This window comes from Streptomyces sp. SCPE 10, from assembly GCF_051980735.1.
Taxonomy (GTDB): Bacteria; Actinomycetota; Actinomycetes; order Streptomycetales; family Streptomycetaceae; genus Streptomyces; species Streptomyces misionensis.
Map to the genome: position 1 here is coordinate 297,500 of NZ_CP197069.1, position 22,784 is coordinate 320,283.

Annotated in this window: 19 protein-coding genes; 6 read left to right on the plus strand and 13 right to left on the minus strand. The window is 74.1% G+C overall.

Features of this window, described 5'->3' with window-relative positions:
• Window positions 1–17: 17 nt before the first annotated feature.
• The 5 genes from ACSP97_RS01315 to ACSP97_RS01335 all read right to left on the minus strand — a co-directional run bounded on the left by ACSP97_RS01315 (window position 18) and on the right by ACSP97_RS01335 (window position 3,988).
• Window positions 18–1,181, minus strand: coding sequence for an oxygenase MpaB family protein (locus tag ACSP97_RS01315; protein WP_440556106.1), 1,164 nt, complete (start codon window positions 1,179–1,181; stop codon window positions 18–20).
• A gap of 117 nt (window positions 1,182–1,298) precedes the next feature.
• Complete coding sequence (locus ACSP97_RS01320; protein WP_440556107.1) at window positions 1,299–2,351, minus strand: polyprenyl synthetase family protein; 1,053 nt, start codon at window positions 2,349–2,351, stop codon at window positions 1,299–1,301.
• A complete protein-coding gene (locus ACSP97_RS01325; protein ID WP_355147337.1) occupies window positions 2,344–2,628 on the minus strand; it encodes a polyprenyl synthetase in 285 nt (94 codons plus the stop codon). The genes ACSP97_RS01320 and ACSP97_RS01325 overlap by 8 nt, the downstream gene beginning before the upstream one ends.
• A gap of 195 nt (window positions 2,629–2,823) precedes the next feature.
• Window positions 2,824–3,582, minus strand: coding sequence for an SDR family NAD(P)-dependent oxidoreductase (locus tag ACSP97_RS01330; protein ID WP_358680013.1), 759 nt, complete (start codon window positions 3,580–3,582; stop codon window positions 2,824–2,826).
• Complete coding sequence (locus ACSP97_RS01335; RefSeq protein ID WP_440556108.1) at window positions 3,572–3,988, minus strand: ester cyclase; 417 nt, start codon at window positions 3,986–3,988, stop codon at window positions 3,572–3,574. The genes ACSP97_RS01330 and ACSP97_RS01335 overlap by 11 nt, the downstream gene beginning before the upstream one ends.
• 71 nt (window positions 3,989–4,059) lie before the next feature.
• Here ACSP97_RS01335 and ACSP97_RS01340 point away from each other — a divergent pair, with 71 nt between their 5' ends.
• Entirely contained in the window at window positions 4,060–4,950 is an 891-nt protein-coding gene (locus ACSP97_RS01340) for a LysR family transcriptional regulator (protein WP_440556109.1), read from the plus strand.
• A 223-nt stretch (window positions 4,951–5,173) separates the two neighbouring features.
• Here the strand turns inward: ACSP97_RS01340 and ACSP97_RS01345 are convergent, their stop codons facing one another.
• Window positions 5,174–6,697, minus strand: coding sequence for a class I adenylate-forming enzyme family protein (locus tag ACSP97_RS01345; RefSeq protein WP_358275099.1), 1,524 nt, complete (start codon window positions 6,695–6,697; stop codon window positions 5,174–5,176).
• Window positions 6,698–6,935: 238 nt separating this feature from the next.
• Here ACSP97_RS01345 and ACSP97_RS01350 point away from each other — a divergent pair, with 238 nt between their 5' ends.
• From ACSP97_RS01350 to ACSP97_RS01365, 4 genes are all read left to right on the plus strand, one after another.
• Complete coding sequence (locus ACSP97_RS01350; RefSeq protein ID WP_440556110.1) at window positions 6,936–8,561, plus strand: NAD(P)-binding domain-containing protein; 1,626 nt, start codon at window positions 6,936–6,938, stop codon at window positions 8,559–8,561.
• Window positions 8,558–9,679: an alpha-hydroxy acid oxidase gene (locus ACSP97_RS01355; protein WP_388312920.1), complete on the plus strand. Its 1,122-nt coding sequence runs from the start codon at window positions 8,558–8,560 to the stop codon at window positions 9,677–9,679. Before ACSP97_RS01350 ends, ACSP97_RS01355 begins: the two co-directional genes overlap by 4 nt.
• Window positions 9,673–11,112, plus strand: coding sequence for a cytochrome P450 (locus tag ACSP97_RS01360; RefSeq protein ID WP_440556111.1), 1,440 nt, complete (start codon window positions 9,673–9,675; stop codon window positions 11,110–11,112). The genes ACSP97_RS01355 and ACSP97_RS01360 overlap by 7 nt, the downstream gene beginning before the upstream one ends.
• Window positions 11,113–11,212: 100 nt before the next feature.
• Entirely contained in the window at window positions 11,213–12,481 is a 1,269-nt protein-coding gene (locus tag ACSP97_RS01365; RefSeq protein WP_355147321.1) for a cation:proton antiporter, read from the plus strand.
• A gap of 81 nt (window positions 12,482–12,562) precedes the next feature.
• Here the strand turns inward: ACSP97_RS01365 and ACSP97_RS01370 are convergent, their stop codons facing one another.
• Window positions 12,563–13,321, minus strand: a complete 759-nt coding sequence (locus tag ACSP97_RS01370; protein ID WP_355327704.1) for a TioE family transcriptional regulator — start codon at window positions 13,319–13,321, stop codon at window positions 12,563–12,565.
• A 58-nt stretch (window positions 13,322–13,379) separates the two neighbouring features.
• On the opposite strand from ACSP97_RS01370, the gene ACSP97_RS01375 reads away from it, so the two are divergent.
• Window positions 13,380–14,582, plus strand: a complete 1,203-nt coding sequence (locus tag ACSP97_RS01375) for an erythromycin esterase family protein (RefSeq protein WP_440556112.1) — start codon at window positions 13,380–13,382, stop codon at window positions 14,580–14,582.
• On the opposite strand, the gene ACSP97_RS01380 is transcribed toward ACSP97_RS01375, so the two are convergent.
• The 6 genes from ACSP97_RS01380 to ACSP97_RS01405 are packed head-to-tail and all read right to left on the minus strand — an operon-like array spanning window position 14,560 to window position 22,713.
• Window positions 14,560–16,251: a class I adenylate-forming enzyme family protein gene (locus tag ACSP97_RS01380; protein WP_440556113.1), complete on the minus strand. Its 1,692-nt coding sequence runs from the start codon at window positions 16,249–16,251 to the stop codon at window positions 14,560–14,562. The two genes, ACSP97_RS01375 and ACSP97_RS01380, sit on opposite strands and share 23 nt — an antisense overlap.
• Entirely contained in the window at window positions 16,248–17,936 is a 1,689-nt protein-coding gene (locus ACSP97_RS01385; protein ID WP_440556114.1) for a CoA transferase, read from the minus strand. Before ACSP97_RS01385 ends, ACSP97_RS01380 begins: the two co-directional genes overlap by 4 nt.
• The gene (locus tag ACSP97_RS01390; protein WP_355147311.1) at window positions 17,933–18,742 is read right to left on the minus strand and encodes a class I SAM-dependent methyltransferase; all 810 of its coding nucleotides are present in this window, start codon (window positions 18,740–18,742) and stop codon (window positions 17,933–17,935) included. The genes ACSP97_RS01385 and ACSP97_RS01390 overlap by 4 nt, the downstream gene beginning before the upstream one ends.
• 59 nt (window positions 18,743–18,801) lie before the next feature.
• The gene (locus ACSP97_RS01395; protein WP_440556115.1) at window positions 18,802–20,385 is read right to left on the minus strand and encodes a class I adenylate-forming enzyme family protein; all 1,584 of its coding nucleotides are present in this window, start codon (window positions 20,383–20,385) and stop codon (window positions 18,802–18,804) included.
• Window positions 20,372–21,742, minus strand: coding sequence for a protoporphyrinogen/coproporphyrinogen oxidase (locus tag ACSP97_RS01400; RefSeq protein ID WP_358679992.1), 1,371 nt, complete (start codon window positions 21,740–21,742; stop codon window positions 20,372–20,374). The genes ACSP97_RS01395 and ACSP97_RS01400 overlap by 14 nt, the downstream gene beginning before the upstream one ends.
• On the minus strand, window positions 21,739–22,713 hold the full coding sequence (locus ACSP97_RS01405) for a UbiA family prenyltransferase (protein WP_355526431.1): 975 nt from the start codon (window positions 22,711–22,713) through the stop codon (window positions 21,739–21,741). The genes ACSP97_RS01400 and ACSP97_RS01405 overlap by 4 nt, the downstream gene beginning before the upstream one ends.
• Window positions 22,714–22,784 lie beyond the last annotated feature (71 nt).

A 22,784-nucleotide genomic window follows, 5' to 3' on the forward strand; every position in this document is an offset into this window, starting at 1 on the left:
GTGCTTTCGACGGGCCGTCAGGGCGCGACCGTCGGCGCGGGCGGTGTCCAGCGGCGGGTGCGCGGCACGGTGCCGGTGACGCCGAAGTCCTTCTTCAGCTGCTCGGGGATGGCGTAGTGCATGACGCGGCCACGGGTGAGGGAGGACAGTTCGAAGATGGTGGTGAGGTGGCCGAGGCGGTCCAGGGCCCAGGCGCCCAGCGGGGACCGGTCCTCGATGGTCTCCAGCACGCCGAGCAGGCTGGGGGCGGCCTTGACCACGGTGTCCCAGGCGGTGCGCGGGACCTGGAGCCAGTCGGCGCAGGTGTCGCCGATGAGGTAGCGGATCAGGGCGGAGACGATCGGGTCGAAGAAGGTGCCGGGGACGACCTCCTCGTAGAGGTCGATCAGCTGTCGGGTCAGGTGGGCGCCTTCGGGCGAGGGACCCATGTGCCGGATCATGTACAGGTCGAGGAACTGCCTGGCCTCCTCCAGGGTCTTGGGGACGGCGTCCTGGTCGACGCCGAGCATCGCGCCGACGACGCGCCAGGCGTAGTAGTAGGCCTCCGCCCCTTCGACGCTCATGTGGATGCCGAGGCGGTGCAGGCTGTCCAGGACGAGCAGGGAGAAGAACATCTGCCCGCCGATCATGTCCTCCTGGCAGATCGGCGCGCCCAGCGCCTCGACGTCCCAGCGGCCCTCCCGCCTGAGGTGATGGCGGATGGAGGCGTGCAGCAGACGGACCTTCTGCGCGGCCGGGACGAACTTGCCGCCCGCCTCGAAGGCGTCGGGCTGCATGAGGTAGACGGTGAACTGGCCGGTCTCCGCCATCCGCCTGGACGGATAGTCCAGCCCATGGGTGGCCGACAGCAGTTTCGCGACGTGGGGGACGACGTAGCAGGCGGGCATGGAGGCGAACGACAGCGCGGTGGAGATGTGCACGTTGTTGTCGATGAAGAACAGCCGGGCCTTCTCCATCTCCCCCCAGTCCACCCAGGCCGGCGGCACGGCGGTGGCCCGCAGGTACTCGCGGGCGACGTCGGGCAGCCCGTCGGGGAGCGGGGCGCCGGCCGTGGAGACGTAGCGCATCAGGGTGTTGAACGTGCCCACCTCGCCCCGTTCGAACAAGGTGGCCACCACCGCGTCGGCGAGTTCGTCCCCCGACTGGCGCAGGGTGTCCATGGAGGCATCGGTGCAGGTCATGTCGGCAGTCCTTCCGGTGAGCCGCTCGGCTACGAGGGTCGGCCGTCGTGCGGAGGGGCGGATCAGTGAGGGGTGATCGGGCCGGTGGGGGCGGTCGGGCGGGCGAGGGTGATCCGGTCAGTACCGACGGTCGGTGGCCGAGCCGGCCAGCTCGGTCAGGGCCCGGCGGGCCGGGTGCGGCAGGTCGAGGGCGTCCAGGCTGCCGACGGCTTCCCGCACCCGGGAGGCGATCATGTCCTCCACCTGATCGGGGGCCTTGAGGGCGGTCATCAGCTCGCGGACATCGCGCAGATCGTCGGCGGTGAGGTCCCGGCGGCCCAGCACGCCGGCGAGTCGCCGGCGCTGGTCGGGCGGGGCGTCCCGCCAGGTCACGGCCAGCAGCGCGGTGGGCCGGCGGCCGCGGATGTCGTCCAGGCTCGCCTTGCCGGTGCGGCCGGGGTCCCCGAACAGACCCAGCAGATCGTCGCGCAGCTGGAACGCCTCGCCCAGCGGCAGCCCGTACGCGGACAGACCGGCCCGCAGCCGGGCGACGGCACCGGCGAGCAGCGCGCCGATGAGCAGCGGTTGCTCGACCGTGTACTTGGCGGTCTTGTAGCGCACCACCTTCAGCGACACGAGCGGGTCGGGTTCCCCGCCGGTGTAGAGGATCTCCAGGCACTCGCCGGCGATCAACTCCCTTGCCAGGTCGCCCCACATCGGGCGCGCGCGGCCGAGGTAGGCGGCGGGCAGGCCGCTGGTGGCGAACAACTGGCCCGCCAGCGCCATCAGATGGTCGCCGACCAGCATGGCCAGCGCGCGGGCGGCGGCCCGGGCCCGGGGCCGGCCGGTGACGGCGGCCCGCAACGCCACGTGGGCGGTGGGCTGTTCATGGCGCAGCGGGCTGTCGTCGATGAGGTCGTCGTGGACGACCGCGGCGGCGTGCACCAGTTCCATGGAGGCCGCCGCGCGTACGAGGGGATCGCTGTCGGGCTGGCCGGCCGCGCGCCATCCCCAGTAGCAGAACGCCGCCCGCAGCCGCTTGCCGTGCTCGGCCGCCGCCCGCAGTTGCCCGGCCACCGGCGCGAGCGCGTCGTCGATCGCGCAGAGCCGCTCGGCCTCCTCGGCGAGGAACTCGTGCAGGACGGTGTCGACACGGGCCTTCAACCCGGCGGTGTCGAAGCGCTCAGACATCGCCGCCGGGCGCCGTCCGGCGTGTCCTCGCGTGCTGGGCCAGCACCTCCAGGTGGGCGGGCGGTGCGGCGGCGTAGCGGTCCAGCACGATGCGGCCGCGGGCCAGCAGGTCCTGGTGGGCTTCGCGTGCGAGGTCGGGCCCGTCGGACCGGCGCAGCAGCTGCCGTGCCGTGCCGAGGGCCGAGCCCACGGTGCTGACGGCCAGGTCCGCCAGGCCCGCCACGAGCAGGACCGCCTGCTCGTCCAGCCCCCGGCCGTCGGCCTGAGAAGAGGTCATACCGGTCGTCCCCCAGTTCTCGAACCAGGCTCCGTCGCCGTGCCGACCGGAGTGGATTCCGGCCCGGGCGTTCCGCGGCCCGGACGTGCCTGCGCGCTCCAGCACACTGCCTCCGGGTGCGGGCAGGCCGTCGCAGCTCGCCAAACCACCTGTTCGGGTGAACAGGAGACCGGTCGGCCACGGCGTCGAACCGGGTCAGGCTCCGGTACGGGTCACCCCGCCGTCCACGTGCAGGATCTGGCCGGTGACGAAGTCGGCGTCGTCGGAGACCAGGAAGGCGAGGGCGTTGCCGAGGTCGGCCGGGACCGACGGGCGCTTGATGGTCTGCATGGCCGTCATCCGGGCGATCACCTCCTCGGCGCTCGGGCCGTTCGTCCTCACCCGGCCCAGGAAGCCGTCGGTGGCCACCAGGCCGGGCGCGATCGCGTTGACGGTGATGCCGCTGTCGCCGAGTTCGTTGGCGAGCGCCCGGGTCAGCGCGTGCACGGTGCCCTTGCTGGTCATGTACGCCAGATCGCGGTTCTGCATCAGGGTGATGCCCGAGCCGGTGTTGACGATGCGTCCCCAGCCGGCGGCCCGCATCCCCGGGGCGAACGCCCGGGCGAAGAGCAGGATCGCCTCGACGTTGACCGCCTGGACCCTGCGCCACAGCTCGATCGTCACATGGTCGAGGTCGGTGAAGGGAAAGACGCCCGCGTTGTTGACGAGGATGTCGCAGCGCCCGTACCGGTCGAGGACCGTGCCGACCGCGGTGTCGACCCGGGACGGCTCGCCGACGTCGCACACCAGCCCCAACTTGTCGCCGCTGCCCGGCAGTTCCCGCACGGCGGCGGCCGGGTCCTCGATGTCGACGGCGACCACGTTCGCGCCGTCCGCGGCGAGGCGTTGGCAGTAGGCGTACCCGATGCCGCGCGCCGCTCCGGTCACCACCGCGGTCTTGCCGTCAAGCGCCACGGGTGAACTCCAGTCCGATCCGGGTGGCGATCCCGAAGTAGTCCTCCAGGTGCCAGGTCCGCACGATCCGGCCGTCGACCACCTGGTGGAAGTCCGAGGCCCGGAACTCGACCTCACGGCCGGTGCCCTCGACGCCGAGCAGTTCCCCGACGTGCACCCCGCGGCCGACCGAACGCACCGCCACCATGTCACCGGACGCGACGACGTCGGCGATCGTGACGGTCAGACCGGAGAACACGCCGCGCAGGTGCTCGATGCTCTTCTTCCAGCCGTCCGCGCCGGGCCCGGTGCGCAGGGCCGGGACGGCCTCCCAGTCGGGGGCGAGGGCCGCGTCGACCAGCGAGGTGTCTCCCGTGGCGAGGGCGTCGTAGAAGCGCTTGACTGCGATCTCGTTGTCCGTAGGCATGGCTCTCACGCTAGGGACGCACACCCTGAGTGATCAAAGACCTGTTCCGCACCACGTAATACCGTTCCGGCATGACGGATCTCGATCTGCGGCTGGTGCGCTACTTCACCGCCGTCGCCTCGCATCTGCACTACGGCCGGGCCGCGGCCGAACTGCACATCGCCCAGCCGTCGTTGAGCCGGCAGATCGGCCGGCTCGAGGCCCAGGTGGGGGCGCGGCTCCTGGACCGCACGCGGCAGGGCACACGGCTCACCGAGGCGGGAGAGGCGTTCCTCCCCCACGCGCACGCCCTGCTGCGTGCCTCCGAGCGGGCCGGGGCCGACGCCCGGGCCGCCGCGCGGCCCACCCGGATCACCGTCGGCTACACGGCCGGTCTGATCGTCACCCCGGCGGTGCGGAACCTGCGGCACGAACACCCCGACGCCGATGTGCGCACGCTCCACCTGGAGTGGAACGAGCCGCGCGCGGCCCTGCTGGACCGGCGGGTCGACGCGGCGGTCACCCGGCTGCCGCTGCGGACCGACGACCTGCGCGTGACGATCCTCTACGACGAGCCGAAACTGCTGCTCGTCCCGCTCGGGCACCGGCTGGCCGGCAAGGAGTCGGCGACCCTCGACGACATCGACGGCGAGCCGATCCCCCGCTTCCCGGACCCGGAGTGGGACGCCTACTGGCGCATCGACCCGCGCCCCGGCGGCCGGCCCGCGCCCGACGGGCCCCCGGTCGAGACCATCGAGGACAAGCTCGAATGCATCGCCGCCGGGCAGGCCGTGGCCATCGTCCCGGCCGCCCTGTACGCGGCCGGGATACGCCCCGACCTCACCACGGTGCCGCTGCGCGGCGTCGAACCGGGTCACGTCGTCGTGGCGACCCGGGCCGCCGACCGCGGCCGGCTGGTGGCGGCGTTCCGCACGGCGGCCCGGGACTGCCTGAGCGGGCCGGACCTGACGCACCGGCCCTGACGTACCGGCCCGGACGGGTGGCACCGCTCGCGCCCCTGTCCGCACGGCTCGCCGCACGTCGTCCGGCCGGAACGCCTCGGGACCGTCCGGGCCGGTGTCACCGGTTGACCCCGGCCACCGGCCGGTCCCCGCCCGCCGTGGCGGACGGTCTCGCGGCCCGTCGCGGGCCGGGAGGGTCGTGCCGGGTGCCCCGCGGCCGTCCGCCCGTGCGGCGCGGGTCCGTTCAGGGGCGTGTCAGCAGGGCGCGCAGGGCGGCCTTGTCGGGCTTGCCGCTCGCCGCGACGGGGACGTCGGTGAGGGTGCTGACGCCCGCGGGGACGCTGGCCTCGCCCAGGGTCCGTGCCACCAGTTCGAGCAGCGCCGCCCGCTTCGGCGCACGGCCCGGTTGGGGGACCACGAAGGCGTGGATGGCCTCGCCCGTCCGCTCGTCCGGGATTCCGACGACGTATGCCTGGTCCACATCGGGGTGGGAGGCGAGGACGCGCTCGATGGGGCCCGCGTAGTGCACGATGGCGTTGACGATGACGACGTCGCGCGCGCGTCCGGTCAGCCGGAGGTATCCGCCCGCGTCGAGCCGGCCGAGGTCCCGGGTGCGGACCCAGCCGTCGCGCAGGACGTCCGCCGACTCCCGCGGGTCCTCCCAGTAGCCGCAGAACGCGTCCGCCGCCCGCACCCACACCTCGCCCGTGCCGCCCGCCGGGAGGTCGCGGCCGTCCTCGTCGCGCACGGTCAGCTCGACCGTGTCGAGCGGGCGTCCCACCGTGTCGGCGAGGCGGGGGTCGGCGGCGAGTTCGTCGGGTTCGAGGAGGGTGAGCATGCCCGTCTCGGTCTGCCCGTAGGCGTGGTGGGTCACGGGTCCGAGCAGCTCGGCCGCCTCGGTCAGCCGGTGCGGGGCAAGAGGGGATCCGGCCACGACGAGGGCACGCAGACTGCTGGTGTCCGCGCCCGTGTCGCGCACGGCGTCGAGAATGCCGTACAGGCGCGGCACCGTGGTCATGCAGGCGGTGACGCGCAGGTCGGCGAAGACGTCGGGGAAGACCAGGGGCTGGTGCGGGATGACCGCGGTGCCCCCGGCCAGCAGGGCGAGGCCCACGTGCTCGAACATGACGGCGCTGGTGAGGGTGCCGAAGAGCAGGAACCGTTCGTAGCGCGCGGCGAGGCGCCGGACCCGGTCGGTCCAGCGGGCGGGCTGCAGGGCCCAGTGCTCGGAGAGGGCCCCGTAGGTCACCATCGTGCCCTTGGGCCGGCCGGTGCTGCCGCTGGTGAGGTGGATGACGCCCACGCCGTCGCGGTCGCCGCGGGGGGTGAGGTCGCCGGGTGCGGCGGTGAAGCCCTTCGGGGGCCGCAGCGCGCCGCCGGTCTCCAGGAGTCGTGACCGGCCCGCCGCGGCGGCCAGTTCGGGGCGGCCGGCGGCGTCGTCCGTCACCACGGCGTCGATGTCCCGGGCGAGGATGTCGCGCAGGTGCTCACGGGTCAGTCCGGGGCGCAGCCCGACCACCTGGCAGCCGACCAGGTGGGCCGCGACGCGCACCGCGAACGCCTCCGGTGTGACGCCGGTGTCGAGGGCCACGCGGGCTCCCGGAACCAGGCCCGCGGTGCGCAGCCCCCGGGCGAAGCCGGCGGTGAGGTCGAGCATCTCGCCCCGGGTGACCGTGCGCGCCCCGTGCTCGAAGGCGGGCAGGTCGGGGGCGTCGCGGAAGGCGTCGACGAACGCCTGCGGAAAGAGACCCCCGGGCTTTTCGTCCACTTCGTCTCCATTCTGGACCGGAAGCAGCCGACACAAAAGACGGCGTGAATGTCTGGAAAGCGACCATGCCGAAGGCGAATGGGCCCACTCGGACCGCCAAACACGCCTCACGTTAACCGACGGAAGGAATTCACCGACCCGAGAGGCGAGTGACCTACGTCACACGAAGGCGGTCTGGATCAGTGCTTTAACCATCAAGTAAGGTCCTTTCCGCCCCCACGGAAGGCAGGACGAACCCATGTCTGCTTTAACGCAGGTCGACTATCTCGTCATCGGCGGCGGCCCCGCCGGCCTCCAGGCCGGATACTTCCTGGAAAAGAACGGCCGGGATTACCTCATCGTGGAGCGGAGCAACACTCCAGGCTCCTTCTTCACACGTTTTCCCCGGCATAGAACGCTTATCTCGTCCAACAAGGTGCACACCGGCTGGAGCGATCCGGAAATGCGCCTGCGCGTCGACTGGAATTCCCTCCTCTCGGACGACGGACCCCTCTTCACCGCCTACTCCCCGCGCTACTTCCCTCCGGCCGACGACATGGTGCGCTACCTGGCGGACTTCGCGCGGACCCAGGGGTTGCGCATCCGCCTCGACACCCGGGTCACCCGCGTCACCCGGCCCGCGGACGGCCTCTTCACGGCGACGGACCAGAATGGCAACGTTATCCGGGCGCGCCGGATCATCGTCGCCACGGGCGTCTCCCAGCCGTATGTGCCGGCCATCGAGGGCGTCGAGGAGGCCGAACGCTACGACACGGTGACCGTCGACCCCGCGGACTTCACCGACCAGCGCGTCCTCGTCATCGGGCGCGGCAATTCCGCCTTCGAGACCGCCGACAATCTCATCGAGACCGCCGCCGTCATCCACGTCGCCGGACCCGGCTCCCTCAAGCTCGCCTGGCGGACACACTTCGTCGGACATCTCCGCGCGGTGAACAACAACTTCCTCGACACTTATCAGCTGAAGTCGCAGAACGCCGTACTGGACGGCGACATCCTGCGCATAGCACGGCAGCCGGACGGCACCTATTTGGTGAGCGTCAGGTTCGCCCGCGTCGAGGAAGTGGTGAAGGACATCCCGTACGACCGGGTGATCCTGGCCACCGGATTCCGCTTCGACGCCTCGATATTCGACGAAGACTGCCGTCCCGACCTCGTCATCAAGGACCGGTTCCCGCAGCTCACCAGCGCGTGGGAATCCGTGAACGTACCCGATCTGTATTTCGCCGGGACGATCACCCAGTCCCTCGATTTCAAGAAGTCCACCAGTGGTTTCATCCACGGTTTCCGGTACGGGGTGAAGGCACTCAGCCGCATACTCGAACGCCGTTACCACGACCGGGACTGGCCGCACACCGACCTGCCCGCCACCGCGGACGCGGTGGGCGACGCGATCGTCGCGCGGGTCAATCGCACCTCCGCCCTTTGGCAGTTGTTCGGGTTCCTCGGCGACGCGGTGCTGCTCGGCACCGACGGCGGGGCCCGGTACTGCGAGGAGGTCCCGGTGGCGCATCTGCACGAGGCCGCCGCCCGGGGCGAGTTCGGGGACCTGGCCGGCTACTTCGCCGTCACCCTGGAGTACGGCGCCGACCACGACCAGGTCGACCCCTTCGACGTCACGGTCACAAGGACGCCCCAGCGGGACACCGGTGGCCTCGACGCACGCTATCTCCACCCCGTGGTACGGCAGTTCCTGCCGGACGGCACCGGAAAGCCGGTCGCGGAACACCACCTCACGGAGAACCTGGAGAACGAGTGGGACGACCCGGACGTCCACGTCGGCCCGCTCGCCTCCTTCCTCGCCTCCCGGCTGTCCGCCGCGGACGGCCTCCCGGTCGGCGGGGCGTCCGCCGCGCCCAGGCCGTGACCGGCCCGCGGACGGGCCCGGCGTACGATCCGGCCGCACTGGCACGCCGGGCCCGCGCGCAACTGCTGCCGGAGCACTACGACTTCATCGCCGGCGGCGCGGGCGAGGAGAGGGCGCTGCGGGAGAACGAGGACGCCTTCGCCCGGCTGGCCCTGCTCCCCCGGGTGCTGCGCGGCGGCCCCGGCTCCGGCACCCGCGTCACTGTGCTGGGCCGGGAGTGGCCGGCCCCGATCTTCGTCTCGCCGACCGCCTTCCACCGTCTCGCGCATCCCGACGGCGAACTGGCCACCGCGCGTGCCGCCGCCGCGACCGGGACCCCGCTGGTCACCGGCATGGCCGCCACCACCGCCGTCGCGGAGGTCGTCGCCGCGGCCCGCGCGCGGGACCCGGAGGCCGTCGTCTGGTTCCAGCTGTACCTCCAGCCGGAACACGAGGTCACCGCCGAACTCGTGCGCCGGGCCGAGCGTGCGGGCTGCTCCGCCCTCGTGGTCACCGTCGACTCCCCCGTGTTCGGGAGCCGCACCCGGGACCTGCGCAACGGCTTCCACGACCTGCCGCCCACACTCGCGGCCGAGAACATGCGGGACCTGCCCGGTGCCGCGCCCGGCGGCACCCGCGACATCGCCATGTGGCCGGCGGGCTGGGACGATCTGCGGCGGCTGCGCGACCTGACCGACCTGCCCCTCGTCCTCAAGGGCGTGCTGCATCCGGCGGACGCACGGACGGCGGTCGAGCAGGGCGTCGACGCGCTGCTCGTGTCCAACCACGGGGGACGGCAGCTCGACGCCGCTCCGGCGGCGGTCGAGGCGCTCCCGGCCGTCGCCGAGGCCGTCGCGGGACGGATACCGGTCCTCGTGGACGGCGGGGTGCGCCGCGGCACCGACATCGCGCTCGCCCTGGCCCTGGGAGCGGTCGCCGCCGGCGTGGGGCGGCCGGTGCTGTGGGCGCTGGCGACGGGCGGCGAGGACGGGGTGACGGAGCTGCTGAGCACGCTGCGCGCGGACTTCGCCCAGGTGCTCGCCCTGTGCGGCGGGCACCGGCCCGGAGATCTCACCGCCGACCAGGTCGTCGCACGCGGCTTCCCGTACCGCCGGCCGAAAGGAGAACCGGCATGGTGAGCCGGAGGACGACGGCGGCGACGGCTCTGGGCGGCGCGCTGCTGCTGTCCCTGCCCGCCTGGCTGCCGGGCCGGGTCGTCGCCCTGCGGATGAAGGTCTTCGCCCGCGTCAACGGCGACGAGGGCATACCGCTGCCCAGCGCCGTCTTCGGCGCCGACCGCTTCCAGGAGGTCTACGGCCACCCCGCGGCCGGGGGCCGCAGCAAGGGCGCGGCACTGTCCGACCTGTTCTGGTACTGGCTCGCGCCCGGCGCCGACGTCCACCAGGAGCATCTGGAGGCCGGTCCCCGCTACGACGAGGTGGCCCGGCGGACGCTCGCCATCCTCTCCGGCCCGTCGGCCGAGCTGTACGCCGCCGCGGCGCGGGCCACCCGGCGCGTCCTGGAGAGCGCGGACACCGGCCGGATCCGGTCCGTGCGGCTGCGCGACCTGATGATGCCGGTGTGGGCCGAGTTCTTCTACGAACTGGTCTTCCGGGAGCCCTGCCCGGCCGAGGCCCGGCGGCTGATCGTCGCCAACGCCACCGACGTGGTCGACGCCCTCAAGTGCACCCGGCCGCGCCACATGCGACGCAGGCACCGGCTGACCCGCTATCTGCTGCGCCGGCTGGCCGCCGGTGACGTGCCGCGCGAACTCCCCGGCAGCCTGACCCGCCGTCAGCAGGCGTTCTATCTGCAGGGCACCTTCTTCAACACCGCCGTGGTCCAGATGTCCGAGGCGATGGCCCATCTCCTGCTGGCCCTGGCCCAGCACCCGGACGTACAGCGGAAGGTGGCGGACACGCCCGACGACGACCGCTACCTGTCGCACGTCATGAACGAGACGTTCCGGCTGTTCCCGCTGTTCGGGGTGGCGCACCGCATCACCACCGCCGACATCGCGCTCGACGGCCTGCCCACGATCCCGGCGGGCTCCGTCCTCACCTTCAGCTACCCCGACTACCACGCCACCGGCCACACCGACCCCGAGCGTTTCGACCCGGAGCGCTGGGCGACGCTGTCCGCGAGGAACGCCCACCACATCCCCTTCGGCGTCGCCGCCAACCGGCCCTGTCCCGCCTGGCGCCTCGCACCGGTCGTGATGCGCGCCGCGACCCGGGAGGTGCTGGCCCGCCACGTGCTCGACTCACCGGTCGGGCACACCCGTTCCATCCCGCACCGCGCTCCCTGTCTGCTGCTGCCCCGCGAGCGGCCCGCCTCCCGGGCCACCAGGCTCGCGCTGCGCACGGCGCTGGCCGTTCGCGACCGGGCCGAGGACGTCGGACGCAGCGTGCTGCAACTGGTCCTCGGCACCTGGATGGTGCTGGAAGCCCGCCGTACCAGGCCCGCCACCACGTACTTCGCCCGGTACGACACCGAGGGCCGCCCGCTGGGCGCCGGGGCGGGACGGGAGCACGGCGCGACGGCCTGCCCGTACCCGGGCCGCGGGGCGTGAAGCCGTCATCCCCACGGCCCCTCGTGGACCTCCCCGGGTCCGCGCGGGCCTCCATGGGTCTCCATGGGCCTCCATAGGTCTTCTCCCCCAGGAGTCATCGTTGTCCACCACCGAGATGGGCCCGGCGTTCTTCCTGGCCGTGGCCGTCATCCTCACCGTCTGCCGTCTCGTCAGTCTGCTCCTGCGCCGCCTCGGCCAGCCGCCCGTGGTCGGGGAGATGGTCGCCGGGGTGGCCCTCGGGCCCTCCGTTCTCGGCCTCCTCTCCCCCGGCCTGGAGAAATCCCTGTTCCCGGACGAGATGCGACCCGTGCTGTACGTGGCCGGGCAGGTCGGTCTCGTCGTCTTCATGTTCCTGGCCGGCTACGAGTTCCGGACCGACCGGCTGCGGTCGGTGGGCCGCACGGCGGTGCCCGTCTCGGCGGCCGGCGTCGTGGTGCCCCTCCTGCTCGGCTCCGGGCTGGCCTGGGCGGCGCACGGCGCGGTGGACCTCTACCCGGACGGTGTCTCGCCCACGGTGGGCGCGCTGTTCGTCGGGGTCACCGTGGCCATCACCGCGTTCCCGATGCTGGCCCGGATCATCACCGAACGCGGCCTGACCGACACCCGCTTCGGCTCGGTCGCGCTGGCCTCCGGCGCGCTGGACGACGTCGTGGCGTGGGTGCTGCTGGCGATGGTGCTGAGCATGGCGGGCGGCAACGCGGACACCTTCCTGCTGGCCGTGGGCGGCGCGGCCGGGCTCGCCGTGTTCCTCGGCGTCTTCCTCCGCGTCCGGGCCAGGGCCCTGGAGCGGGCGCGGCGGCTGACCGAGGAGCACATGCTGCTGGTCACCGTGCTCCTGCTGTTCCTCGCCGCCTGGTACACCGACCGCATCGGCCTGTACGCCGTGTTCGGCGCCTTCAGCCTCGGCGTGGTCTTTCCCCGCGACCCGGTGGTGACCCGGGCCGTGACGGCCATCGCGCCGATCAGCCGCATCGTGTTCCTGCCCCTGTTCTTCACCTACTCGGGGCTCAACACGGACTTCACGCTGCTGTCCGGCAGCGGTCTGATCCTGTTCACCGTCGCCTGTGTGGCGGTGGCGATCATCGGCAAGTTCGGTGCGTGCTGGGCGGCGGCGAGGATGCTGGGCGAGCCGCCGGAGACCGCCCTGCGGGTGGGCGCGCTGATGAACGCGCGCGGGCTGATGCAGCTCATCGCTATCAACGTCGGCCTCAACGCGGGCATCGCCTCGCCGGCCCTTTTCGGCGTCCTGGTCGTCGTCGCCCTGGTCACCACGGTGATGACGGCTCCCGTACTGACGTTCCTGGACCGGCGTCAGGCGGCTCCGCACCCGGACGAGAACCCCGCGGTCGAGATGCGTCCTGCGCGGTAGCGGGGTCACCGGGCGAGGTGCCACCTGACGATCCGGGATTGCGGTGTCACCTCAGGGGAGGGACACCGCGGGGTGGCCGGCTCAGCCGCGGTCGTCGCGGAGCCGGAGGTACGCGTCCAGTTCCCCGGCTCCGGTCAGCAGTGCCCGGCCCCGGGCGGACAGCCGGGCGTGCCAGTCGCGCAGCGCGGTCTCCAGCGGCTCCAGCCCGCCGGCCCTCCGGACCTGGGCGATCAGTGGGGCGATCTGCTCCAACAGATAGCCCCCGCGCCTGAGTTGGTGGGCCAGGCGGGCGTCGCGCACGTCGGCCTCGTCGTAGACGCGGTAGCCGGTGCGCGGATCGCGGCGCGGGCTGACCAGCCCCGCGCGCTCCCAGGTGCGCAGCGTGGCGGGCCGGATGCCGAGGCGTCCGGCCAGGGGCCCGATGAAGGTGCCGGCGGGGCCGGACCGCGCGGCCGCAGTGGCGTCGGCGGCGGGCTCGGACGGCGGGGTGGGCGCCAGATCCCGCAGGGCCCGTTCCACGGCCCGGAGGGTCTCGCGGTCGTCGAGGAGCTGGGCGTGACTCTCGTCGACGAGACGGAGCGCCTCGTCGATCGCGCCCCGGTTGACGGCTCGCATGATCGACGCCGCCGTCCGGTGTCCGTGTCCGGGCACCAGGGCGAGGAAGGCGCGCAGGGCCCCCGCGTGCAGCGGGGTGTAGGTGCGGTAGCCGTGCGGGGTGCGATCGGCGGCCGGGAGGATGCCGTCCGCCTCGTAGTTCCTGACGGCCTGGGTGGACAGACCGTGCGCACGGGCCAGATCGACCGGCCTGAGCCGGTTACCGCTTTGAGGGTTTCGCGCCATGCGAGCGACGATAGCGTGCAGAAGTCTCAACCGAAACTTCAACGATAGCGTTGAAGCCATGATTGCCGACATCGAGAACACCGCCCATGCCGTCGACGCCGCCGCCGTCATGCGGCTGCTCCCGGTCCGGCCCCGGCTGCTCGCCCTCGGCGAACCCACCCACGGCGAGGACACCCTGCTCCGGCTGCGCAACGAGCTCTTCCGGCAGCTCGTCGAGCAGGAGGGTTACCGGACCGTCGCGATCGAGAGCGACTGCATCGGAGGACTGGTCGTGGACGATCACGTCACCTCGGGCACCGGCACGCTCGACCACGTCATGGAGCACGGATTCGGTCACGGCTGGGGCGCCTTCGCGGCCAACCGTGAACTCGTGCGCTGGATGCGGGCGTACAACGACGGCCGGCCCCGGTCCGAGCAGGTGCGCTTCGCCGGATTCGACGGTCCGCTGGAGATGACCGGCGCCGCGAGCCCCCGGGGCGCCCTCACCGCCCTCCACGGCTACCTCGCGGAGCGGATCGACGCACGGCTGCTCCCCTGCACCGCGCGGACGCTCGACCGCCTCCTCGGCGCCGACGACCGGTGGACCGACCCCGCCGCCATGACGGACCCGGCCCGGTCCGTGGGGCGGTCGGCCGAGGCCGGGCAGCTGCGGCTGCTCGCCGACGACCTGGTGGCCCTGCTCGACGCGCACGCACCGCACCTCGCCGCCGTGTCCGCGCGGGAGGAGTGGGACCGGGCGCGGCTGTACGGGCGCACCGCGACCGGGCTGCTGCGCTACCACCACTGGACGGCCGACCCCTCACCCGCCCGCATGACACGGCTGTGCGCCCTGCGGGACCTGATGATGGCCCGCAATCTGTGTGCCCTCGCCGAGCGGGGCCCGGTGCTCGTCCACGCCCACAACTCCCATCTGCAACGGGAGAAGAGCTCGATGCGGATGTGGCAGGGGCCGGTGGAGTGGTGGAGCGCGGGCGCGCTGGTGAGTGCGCGGCTCGGCCACGCCTACGCCTTCGTCCCCACCGCACTCGGCACCCTCCGGCACCGGGGCGTGGACACCCCGGCGCCGGGCACCCTCGAAGGCCTCCTGTACGCCCTCCCGGAGGACCACTGCGTGGTCGACGCCGCTCGGCTGGCCACCGTCCTCGGCGACAGGCGGCCGGCGCACCGCGTGTCGCCGTGGTTCGGGTACGCCCCGTTCGACCCCGCCCATCTCGCGGACAGCGACGGCCTGCTGTTCGTCAAGGATGTCGCACAGGGTTAGGCATACCGAGTCGGCGTGCGTGCCGGGCCGCCCGGGCCATGAGCGTCCGGTAGGAGATCTTGCCCGTCGGGCCGAGCGGCATCTCGTCGACCGTCAGCAGCAGTTCGGGGTGCTTGCGCCGCGACAGGCCGCGGGCCCCCAGGTGGGCCGTGAGGTCGGCCAGGGTGAGGGCGGGGGCGCCGGGGGCCGGGCGGACGCAGGCGCACAGGCGCTCGCCGAGGTCCGGGTCGGGCACCGGGACGCACACCGCCTCCGCGACGGCGGGGTGGCCGCCCAGTTCGTGTTCGACCTCGGCGAGGCTGATGTTGAGGCCGCCGCGTACCACGATGCGTTTGAGCCGCCCCAGCACGTGCAGTCGGCCGTGCTCGTCCAGCCGGCCCAGGTCGCCGGTGCGGACCCAGCCGTCCGGGGTGCGGTAACGGGCGTCCAGATCGGGCGCGTTGACGTAGCACATGGGGGTCATGGGACCCAGTGCCTCGATCTGCCCGCTGTGCCCGGGGGGCAGCGGTGTGCCGTCGGGGCCGGTGATCCGGATGCGGGCGACGGCGGGATCGGGGGTGCCGACGCTGTCGCCCGGCGGGTGACTCTCCCCCGCCGTATGGCAGTTCACGCCGTCCGAGGAGCCGTAGACCGTCACCACCGGACGGCCGAAGCGCCGACGGCACACCTGGGCGACGGCCGGGGGCAGGGCGGCGCCGCTGGAGACGACGGACCGCAACGACGAGGTGTCCTCGCCCGGTTGGACCGGAAGGTCGGCGATCCGGCGCAGCATGGTGGGCACCGCGAACAGATGCGTCGGGCGGTGCTCCGCGATCAGCCGCAGCGCGCCCGCCGGGTCGAACGCCGACGGCACGATCAGGGTGCCGCCGAGCACGGCGAGGGTGACCGGTGTGCCGAGCGAGCCGAAGGAGGAGGCCAGCGGGACGAGGACGAGGTGACTGGGCGGCACCGCGGGGTCGGGGTGCAGGGACCTCACGTAGCGGGCCCGGCCGCCAGCCAGCGCGTGGTGGCTGTAGGCGACCATCTTCGGCTCGGTCTCGGAGCCGGAGGACACCAGGATGCGGGCGGGCCCGTACGGGTCGGCCCGCCGGGGTGTCCAGGGATGCCGGGGCCGCGGTGCGTGCAGGCCGGCCACCCGGTCGCGGCCGGGCCCGGGCGCGAACACCGCGCGCAGCTCCGGGAGTTCGGCGACGTCCTGTGCCCGGTGGGCCGGGGCGAGGACGGCGCCGCGGGCGCGGACGCGGACGAGCAGGGCCCGGGTGTCGCGGTCGTCGGTGCTCGGGGGCAGCGGCAGGGCCACCGCGCCGATGGCGTACACGGCGAGTTCCGCGGCCACGGCGTCGCGTCCGTCGGGCAGCCGCAGCGCCACCACGTCGCCGCCGCCGAGGCCCGCCTCGGTGAACAGGGCGGCGATCCGGCGGACTTCGCCGTCCAGGGCCGCGTAGGACAGTGTTCCGGTGTCGTCCACCAGCGCGGTGCGGTCCGGGTGTTGCCGTACCCGGCCGGTGAACAGCGTGTACAGATCGCTGTCCGGGCACAGGCCCGCCCGCACCCAGGCCCGTCGTCGGGCGCGGGGTACGAGGTCGGGGAAGGGCACCCCGGCGCGGGAGGTCCACACCCGGTGTCCGTCCCGGCCCGCGGGGAGGACGGCGGGGACCACGGTCGTCATGCGAACTCCCAGGGCGTGTACGGGCGGGCGTGTCCGGTGCACCGGTCCGGTGGGGCGACCGCCGTGCGGAAGGCCGGGTCGCGGGCCAGCGCCGCCAGGTCGGTGCGGACGGGGGTGGCGGTCAGGCCGTGCGCGGCCAGCCGGTGCGCGCACTCCTCGGTGGTGAGGTCGCGGTCGAGCAGTCCGCGCAGCGCCTCGGGGTGGGCGCGGGCCTCCGGGCCGGGGTACAGGTGGCCGTCGGCGGTGGGCAGCGGCCGGTCCAGCGGCGTCCAGCGGGCCCGGTGCGCGGGGCGCGGGATCAGGGCGGCGGCGGAGACCAGGCTGGAGTCGACCCGGCAGCCGCGCCCGGTGCGCTCCCGGGCCGCCAGCGCGGCCAGCACGCCCTGGGCGCAGACCAGTCCGCCGAGCACGTCGGTGAGGGTCATCAGGGAGGGGGCCGGCGGTTCGCCGTACGGCCGTACGGCGGCGGCGAGCCCGCTGTGCACCTGGGCGAGGTAGTCGGTGCCCAGCGGTGGCCGGTCGCCGAGGGTGTCGCCGAAGCCGGAGGCCCAGGCGTACACCAGGGCGGGGCGGGCGAGCAGCAGGTCGGAGTCGTCCAGGCCGAGCCGGACCGCCTTGCCGGGGGCCCAGTTGTGCAGGAACACGTCGGCCTCGGCGGTCAGCGCGCGCACCGTGTCCCGGCCCGCCGCGGTGGTGAGGTCGGCCTCGACCACCCGTTTGCCCGCGTTGAGGGCGGTGAACCGGGCCGAGGTGCCGCCCGCGAGCGGGGCGAGCCAGCGCATCGGGTCGCCGCCGGGGGGTTCGACCCGGATCACCTCGGCGCCCAGCATGCGCAGGACGTGCCCGGCGAGCGGACCCTGCACCCGGCGCGTGGACTCCACCACCCGCAGCCCGGTCAGGGGGAGGGCGGCGGTCGGCGCGTGGAGCGCGGGGCGCGGCGCGGGCACGCCGCCGGCGGAGTGCCCCGGTGCGGGGGAGAGCCGCCAGGGGGCCGGGTGGACGGGCGGGGCGGGGTCGGAGCCGACGGTGAGGAGGCTGACGCCGCTGTGGTGGGCGGCGGCCCGCAGGTCCGCCAGGGTCCGGCCGAGAGCGGCCTGCCGCAGCTCGTCGGGCAACGGGCAGACGGCGGTGGCGAACCGCTGCTGGAAGGGCAGCCAGCCACGGCCGGCGAGCGTGGCGGGCACGCCGAGCCGGGCCCAGAACTCCCGCCAGGCCGACGGGTCGAGGGTCTCCACCTCCACACGGGCACCGTCGGAGGTGTCCAGCGTCGCCAGTCCGGGCCCGGACGCCTCCGGCTGTTCGGGACCGTCGGCCGTGGCGGCGGCCAGGTACTGGCCGAGCGCCAGCAGCGCCCCCTGGGCCACCGAGGTGTGCGCCTCGCGCAGGTCCAGCCCGCGGGCCCGGCCGATCCCGGCCGCGGTGGCCCCCTGGGCCGCGAGGACGCCCGCCACCACCGAGGCGTAGTCGACGGCCAGCGGAACGGGGCCGCCCGTGGCCCGGCCGTGGACGTGCATGAGACCGCAGGCCGCCTGCACGGCGCGCTCGTCGGGCAGGTCCATGCCGACCGGGCCCGCCCAGTCGAGGGTGTGCCGTACCTCCACCGGGGGCGCTGTGCGCCGCAGCAGCCGGTCGGCGACGGCGGTGGCGACCGCCGGGTGTGCGGCGGTGCGAAGTCGCGTCGTCACCCGCGCCCCCTGCCGGGGCGGCGGCCCTGCACCGAGTAGAAGACGCTGGAGGCGGCGCGGAAGGACGGGTCCCGCATCAACCGGCCCACGCGGTCCAGTTCGTCGTCGGTCATGCCCTGGGCCAGCAGCCGGTCCCGCAGGTTGCGGGTGTGGTTCAGCTGGAGCCCGAGGCCGGGGGCCTGGGCGTGGCGCACGTCGATGTGCAGCTGGACGTCGATGTCGGTCAGCCCGGCCGCGCGCAGGGCGGCCGGCACCCGGCGTCCCCAGTGCGGGTCGCCGCCCGCGGCACGCAGCGCGGCCGCCTTGGCGCGCAGGAACCTGACGTACAGCTCCTCGGTGGCCGCGTCCGGGGTCAGCAGCGGCGGCTCGTAGGAGGCGTCGATCTCGTCGATCTGGAGCAGGCCGCCGGGCCGCAGTGCGCGGACGAGCCGCCGCAGCACCGTGTCGCGGTTCGGTACGTGCTGGAGGACCAGACGCGCCACCACCAGGTCGTAGGTCTCTTCCGGCAGCGGGTCGCGGGCCACGTCCAGCGCGGCGACCTCCAGACGGGGGCCGGGCACCAGGTCGCGGGGGTCACGGTCGGTGGCGAGCACCGAGCCGTCCGGGGCGACCCGGTCGGCGAGCCAGCGCGCGATGCTGCCGCCGCCCGCGCCGATCTCCAGACAGTGCCAGCCCGGGCCGACCCCGGCGGCGGCCAGCCGGGGCAGGGTCACCGGGTCGTAGGCGGCCTCCAGGCAGCGGTGCTGGTCGCGGCTGTGCGCGGTGCCGTTGTCGAAGACCGCTCGGGCGGGAGCCGGCGGTGTCATGAAGGGTTTCCTTTCGCCAACGCTGGCCGGTGACCGGCCAGTTGAGGAGGTTCGGGTCGTCAGGTCCAGCGGCCGGTGCCGGCCGGCGCGGTCCCCGTGAGCCGCCGGGCCAGGGCGGCGCGGCGGACCTTGCCGGTGCCGGTGCGGGGCACGTCGTCCCAGGTGAGAACGGCCGGATCGGCCAACGTCGGTAGCCCGTACGTGGCTTGTTTCCAGGCGTCCGGGTCCAGCCGGCCGTCGGCGGTGACCACGACGGGCAGCGGATCGCCGTCCGGCAGGCCGAGGACCACGCACTCCAGGGCCTGGGGCAGCCGCTGCTCCAGCGCGTCCTCGGTCCGCAGGCAGCTCATGCCGGGCACGCTGTCGACCTCGCGGTCCAGGACGCTGACGCTGCCGTCGCGGTGGAGCACGCCCATGTCGCCCGTGGACCACCAGTCGCCGACGTGTTTGGCCGCCCAGCGTTCGTCCTCGCCGACGTAGCCCTGGGCGAGGGCGGCGGTGCGCACCAGGAGCAGTCCGGGACGGCCGCGCGGCACCGGGCGCAGGGTGTCCGGGTCCACGGCGCGCAGCCGGGTGCGGCCCGGCACCGGGCGGCCCAGCCGGCGTGCCGTGGACTCCGCGTCCGCCGCGAGCGCGGAGCGCCGGGTGTGGAAGCGGAAGGTGAGCGGTCCGGTCTCGGTCTGGCCCCAGCCCTGCATCCACAGCGGGCGGCGGTGCCGGCTCGCGGTCAGGTAGGCGCGCAGGGCGGGCGGGTGTACGGCGTCGTAGGTGCTGATGTAGAGGCGGACCCGGCGGAAGGGGTTGTCGAGCCGGGTGGTGAGCGGCCGCAGCCGGACGTAGGTGGCGGGCGTGGCCTCGACGACGGTGGGCGGGTGGGTGCGCAGCAGTGGATCGGCGGTGTCCGGGTCGTCCCCGCTGAGCAGCACCATCTCGGCGGGCGGGACCGAGAGGACGACCGCCGTCCAGCAGAAGGTGCGCCCGTGGGCGTACGCGCTGGCGTTGAGCAGGACGTCGTCCGGGCGGATGCCGATGCCCGGGTAGCGCACCGCCTCGAAGCGGGCGAGTTCGTCCACGAGGGTGCGCGTGGAGTGGGCCACCAGTTTGGGCAGCCCGGTGGTGCCCGAGGTGTGGTGGATGGCGAGGGGTTCGTCGGCGGAGCGCCGTACCGGGGGGCAGGGCCGGGCGGGGTCCAGGTCGGCGAGGTGGAGGGCGCCGGGTGCGGCGGAGTCGAGGGCGACGAGGACCGGGGCCGCTGCGGGTGCCGCGCCGTCCCGGCAGCGGGCCAGCAGGGCGGAGGTGGTGACCAGCGCGGCGGGCTGGAGCCGGTCCAGCAGGGTGAGCAGGTCGGCGGTGTCCAGCCGGGCGGACAGCAGCGCGGGGACGGCGCCGAGACGGGCGACGGCGCAGCCGAGCAGGTCGTAGTCCCAGTGGTTGTCCTTCACGACGGCCACGCGGTCGCCGGGCCGTACTCCGGCGTCGGCCAGCCGGGCGGCGGTGGCGCGGACCAGGTCGGCGAGTTCCGGGAGGGTCCAGCGGGTTCCGTCGTGCGGGGCGATGTCGAAGGGCCGGTCCAGGTGGACGACGGTCGGGGCGCCGCTTGCCGCCGCCTCGTCGAACAGGGTGCCCATGTCATGCGGTCGCAACGGTGTCCTCCACTCGGTCGGGGCCGGCCGGGCGGTGCCGTCCGAGCCTGCTCAGGACGCGGGACGCGGCGAGCGCGCCCGCGCGCACGGCGCCTTCGGAGGCGGGCCGGAGCATCACCCAGTCGCCGGCGTACTCCACCGCGCGCACCGGCCGGGCCAGGAAGCCGGCGCGTTCCCGGAGGGCTTGCGGGGTGGCTTCGGGCAGGCCGTGGCGGAAGGTGTGGGTGAAGTGGTGGCGGCGGGCGCCGCCGATGCCGGGGACGTAGCGTTCGGCGGCCTGGACGAGCAGCCGTGCGGCCTCGTCGGGGGCGGCGTCCAGCAGTTCGGGGACACGGCGCGGGCCGGCCACGAGGGTGATCAGGCCGCGTTCGGCGGGGGCCCGGCCGGGGTCCTTGGCGTGGTCGACGACGACGCCGGCGAGGGTCTGTTCCTCGGCGGCCGGGGTGAGCAGGATGTGCACCGGGCGCCGGGCGGGCGGGGCGAGCGGGCGGTCCAGCAGGCAACTGACCTTCAGCATCGGGGTGAAGGTGCAGGCGGTGAGGAACGGCCGTTCGTCGGCGGGGGCTTCGGGGCGCAGGTCGGCCGCGACGGGGGCGGGCACGGCGAGCACCGCGGCCCGCGCGGTGACCTCGCCGTCGTCGAACCGCAGCACGGCGTGCCCGCCCTCGTCGACCACCTCGCGTACGCCGCGGCCGGTGACGACCTCGGTGTCGGCGGCGAGCCGGCGGGCCAGGAAGTCCATGCCGTCGCGGTAGGTGCGCCAGGCGGACGGGGCTCCGGCCTCCAGCAGCAGGCTGATCAGCGGGGCGGCGGCGGAGCGTGCGGTGTCCCAGCCGAAGAAGCAGCCGGCGACCGGCTGGAAGAGGTAGTCGTGCAGGTCCCGGTGGTAGCGCGCGGTCGCCTCCCGGACGGTGGCGGCACCCAGCGGGCCGCTCTCGGGCCGGTCGCCGTCGAACCCGGCGCGGCGGCGGCCGGCCCAGGCGGAGAAGGCGGCCAGATCGAGCCGGGCGCGGGCGGACAGACCGGCGCCGGTGAGCACGGCCGTGCCCTCACCGACGCCCGGATGGGCGCGTCCGCCGCGCCAGACGGCCACGCCGCCGCCGACCCGCGGCACGTCCGCCGCGGTGACGCCGACCCGGCGCAGCAGTTGCCAGGTGGCGCGGTAGCCGCGGGAGGCGACCTGTTCGGCGCCGGTGTCCACGGTCCAGCCCTGGTGGCGCAGGCTGCGCATCCGCCCGCCGACCTCGGGGAGCCGCTCGTAGACCCGGACGGTGAGTCCGGCGCGGCGCAGTTCGTGGGCGGCGGTCAGTCCCGCGATGCCCGCGCCGACGACGGCGACGTCGAGTTCGGGCGTCATCGGGTGGCCCCCCATCCGACGAGCAGGTTGGCGACGGTCATCAGGACCACGCTGAGCCGGTGCACCGCGAACCCGGTGCGGCGGGCGGTCATGATGTCGCCGCGGACGAACCCGGTCAGGTACTGGCGGGTGCGCAGCGCGGTCGCGGGGAGCATCAGCGGCACGAACCACCAGGGCGCGGCGCCGGTGAGCGAGGCGAGGGCGCCGATGAGGAACTCGGTGGCGGACAGCACCGCGATGAAGACGGCGTTGCCCCGCTCGGAGACCAGGGCGGCCACGGTGGGCCGGCCCACGGCCCGGTCGCCGGCGACGTCGTTGGTGTTGGAGTAGACACCGAACATGAGCGGCCCGAACCCGAACAGCACCGCCTGCACCATCAGGAACCCGGAGTACTCCCCCGTGAGCAGCCCGTACGGGACGATGACCAGCACGGCGCCGAGGGCGACCAGGAACACCTCCTGGAAGCCGTGGTAGCTGATCTTCAGACCGTACGAGTACTGGAGGGACACCACGAACAGCGCGGCCGCCGCGACGAGCGCCCACGGCGGGCGGTGCGGGGCGACGGCGACGGCGGCCGCCCACAGCACCGCGCCGGCCGCCGCGCTGGTCCAGGCGAAGCGCAGCGCCTGGGGCACCGTCAGCGCGCCGGCGACCAGGGGCTTGCGCGCCTTGCTGCGCAGGGGGTTGTCGGGTCCGTAGTTGGCGAGGTCGCTGCCGTCGCGGAAACCGGTGACGTCGTCCAGGGCGACCATCGCCATCAGGACGGCGATCTCGCCGACCAGGAAGAGCGCGAGGACCAGTGCCTTGCCGGCGGTGAAGGCGCCGAGCGGGAGCAGGGTGGCGGCGAGCGCGAGGAAGATGCCGAGGTAGTAGTCGTACACGTCGAGCTTGCCGAGCCGCGCGTAGGTGCGCAGCCGGCCGCGGCCGTGGGCGGTGGCCGCGGGGTGGGCGGCCGTGATGCTGTCGGTCATGGGGACCTTTTCGAATGGTGTCTGCGTGAGGTGGTTCGGGCCCGGCGCTCCGCCGCCCGGACGGGGTCGTG

Coding starts and splice junctions, on each gene's coding strand:
- ACSP97_RS01335 (WP_440556108.1), bottom strand. CDS start 3,988: ATGCCTACGGACAACGAGATCGCAGTCAAGCGCTTCTACGACGCCCTC.
- ACSP97_RS01390 (WP_355147311.1), bottom strand. CDS start 18,742: ATGACACCGCCGGCTCCCGCCCGAGCGGTCTTCGACAACGGCACCGCG.
- ACSP97_RS01370 (WP_355327704.1), bottom strand. CDS start 13,321: ATGGCGCGAAACCCTCAAAGCGGTAACCGGCTCAGGCCGGTCGATCTG.
- ACSP97_RS01350 (WP_440556110.1), top strand. CDS start 6,936: ATGTCTGCTTTAACGCAGGTCGACTATCTCGTCATCGGCGGCGGCCCC.
- ACSP97_RS01400 (WP_358679992.1), bottom strand. CDS start 21,742: ATGACGCCCGAACTCGACGTCGCCGTCGTCGGCGCGGGCATCGCGGGA.
- ACSP97_RS01405 (WP_355526431.1), bottom strand. CDS start 22,713: ATGACCGACAGCATCACGGCCGCCCACCCCGCGGCCACCGCCCACGGC.
- ACSP97_RS01315 (WP_440556106.1), bottom strand. CDS start 1,181: ATGACCTGCACCGATGCCTCCATGGACACCCTGCGCCAGTCGGGGGAC.
- ACSP97_RS01340 (WP_440556109.1), top strand. CDS start 4,060: ATGACGGATCTCGATCTGCGGCTGGTGCGCTACTTCACCGCCGTCGCC.
- ACSP97_RS01320 (WP_440556107.1), bottom strand. CDS start 2,351: ATGTCTGAGCGCTTCGACACCGCCGGGTTGAAGGCCCGTGTCGACACC.
- ACSP97_RS01375 (WP_440556112.1), top strand. CDS start 13,380: ATGATTGCCGACATCGAGAACACCGCCCATGCCGTCGACGCCGCCGCC.
- ACSP97_RS01325 (WP_355147337.1), bottom strand. CDS start 2,628: ATGACCTCTTCTCAGGCCGACGGCCGGGGGCTGGACGAGCAGGCGGTC.
- ACSP97_RS01360 (WP_440556111.1), top strand. CDS start 9,673: ATGGTGAGCCGGAGGACGACGGCGGCGACGGCTCTGGGCGGCGCGCTG.
- ACSP97_RS01380 (WP_440556113.1), bottom strand. CDS start 16,251: ATGACGACCGTGGTCCCCGCCGTCCTCCCCGCGGGCCGGGACGGACAC.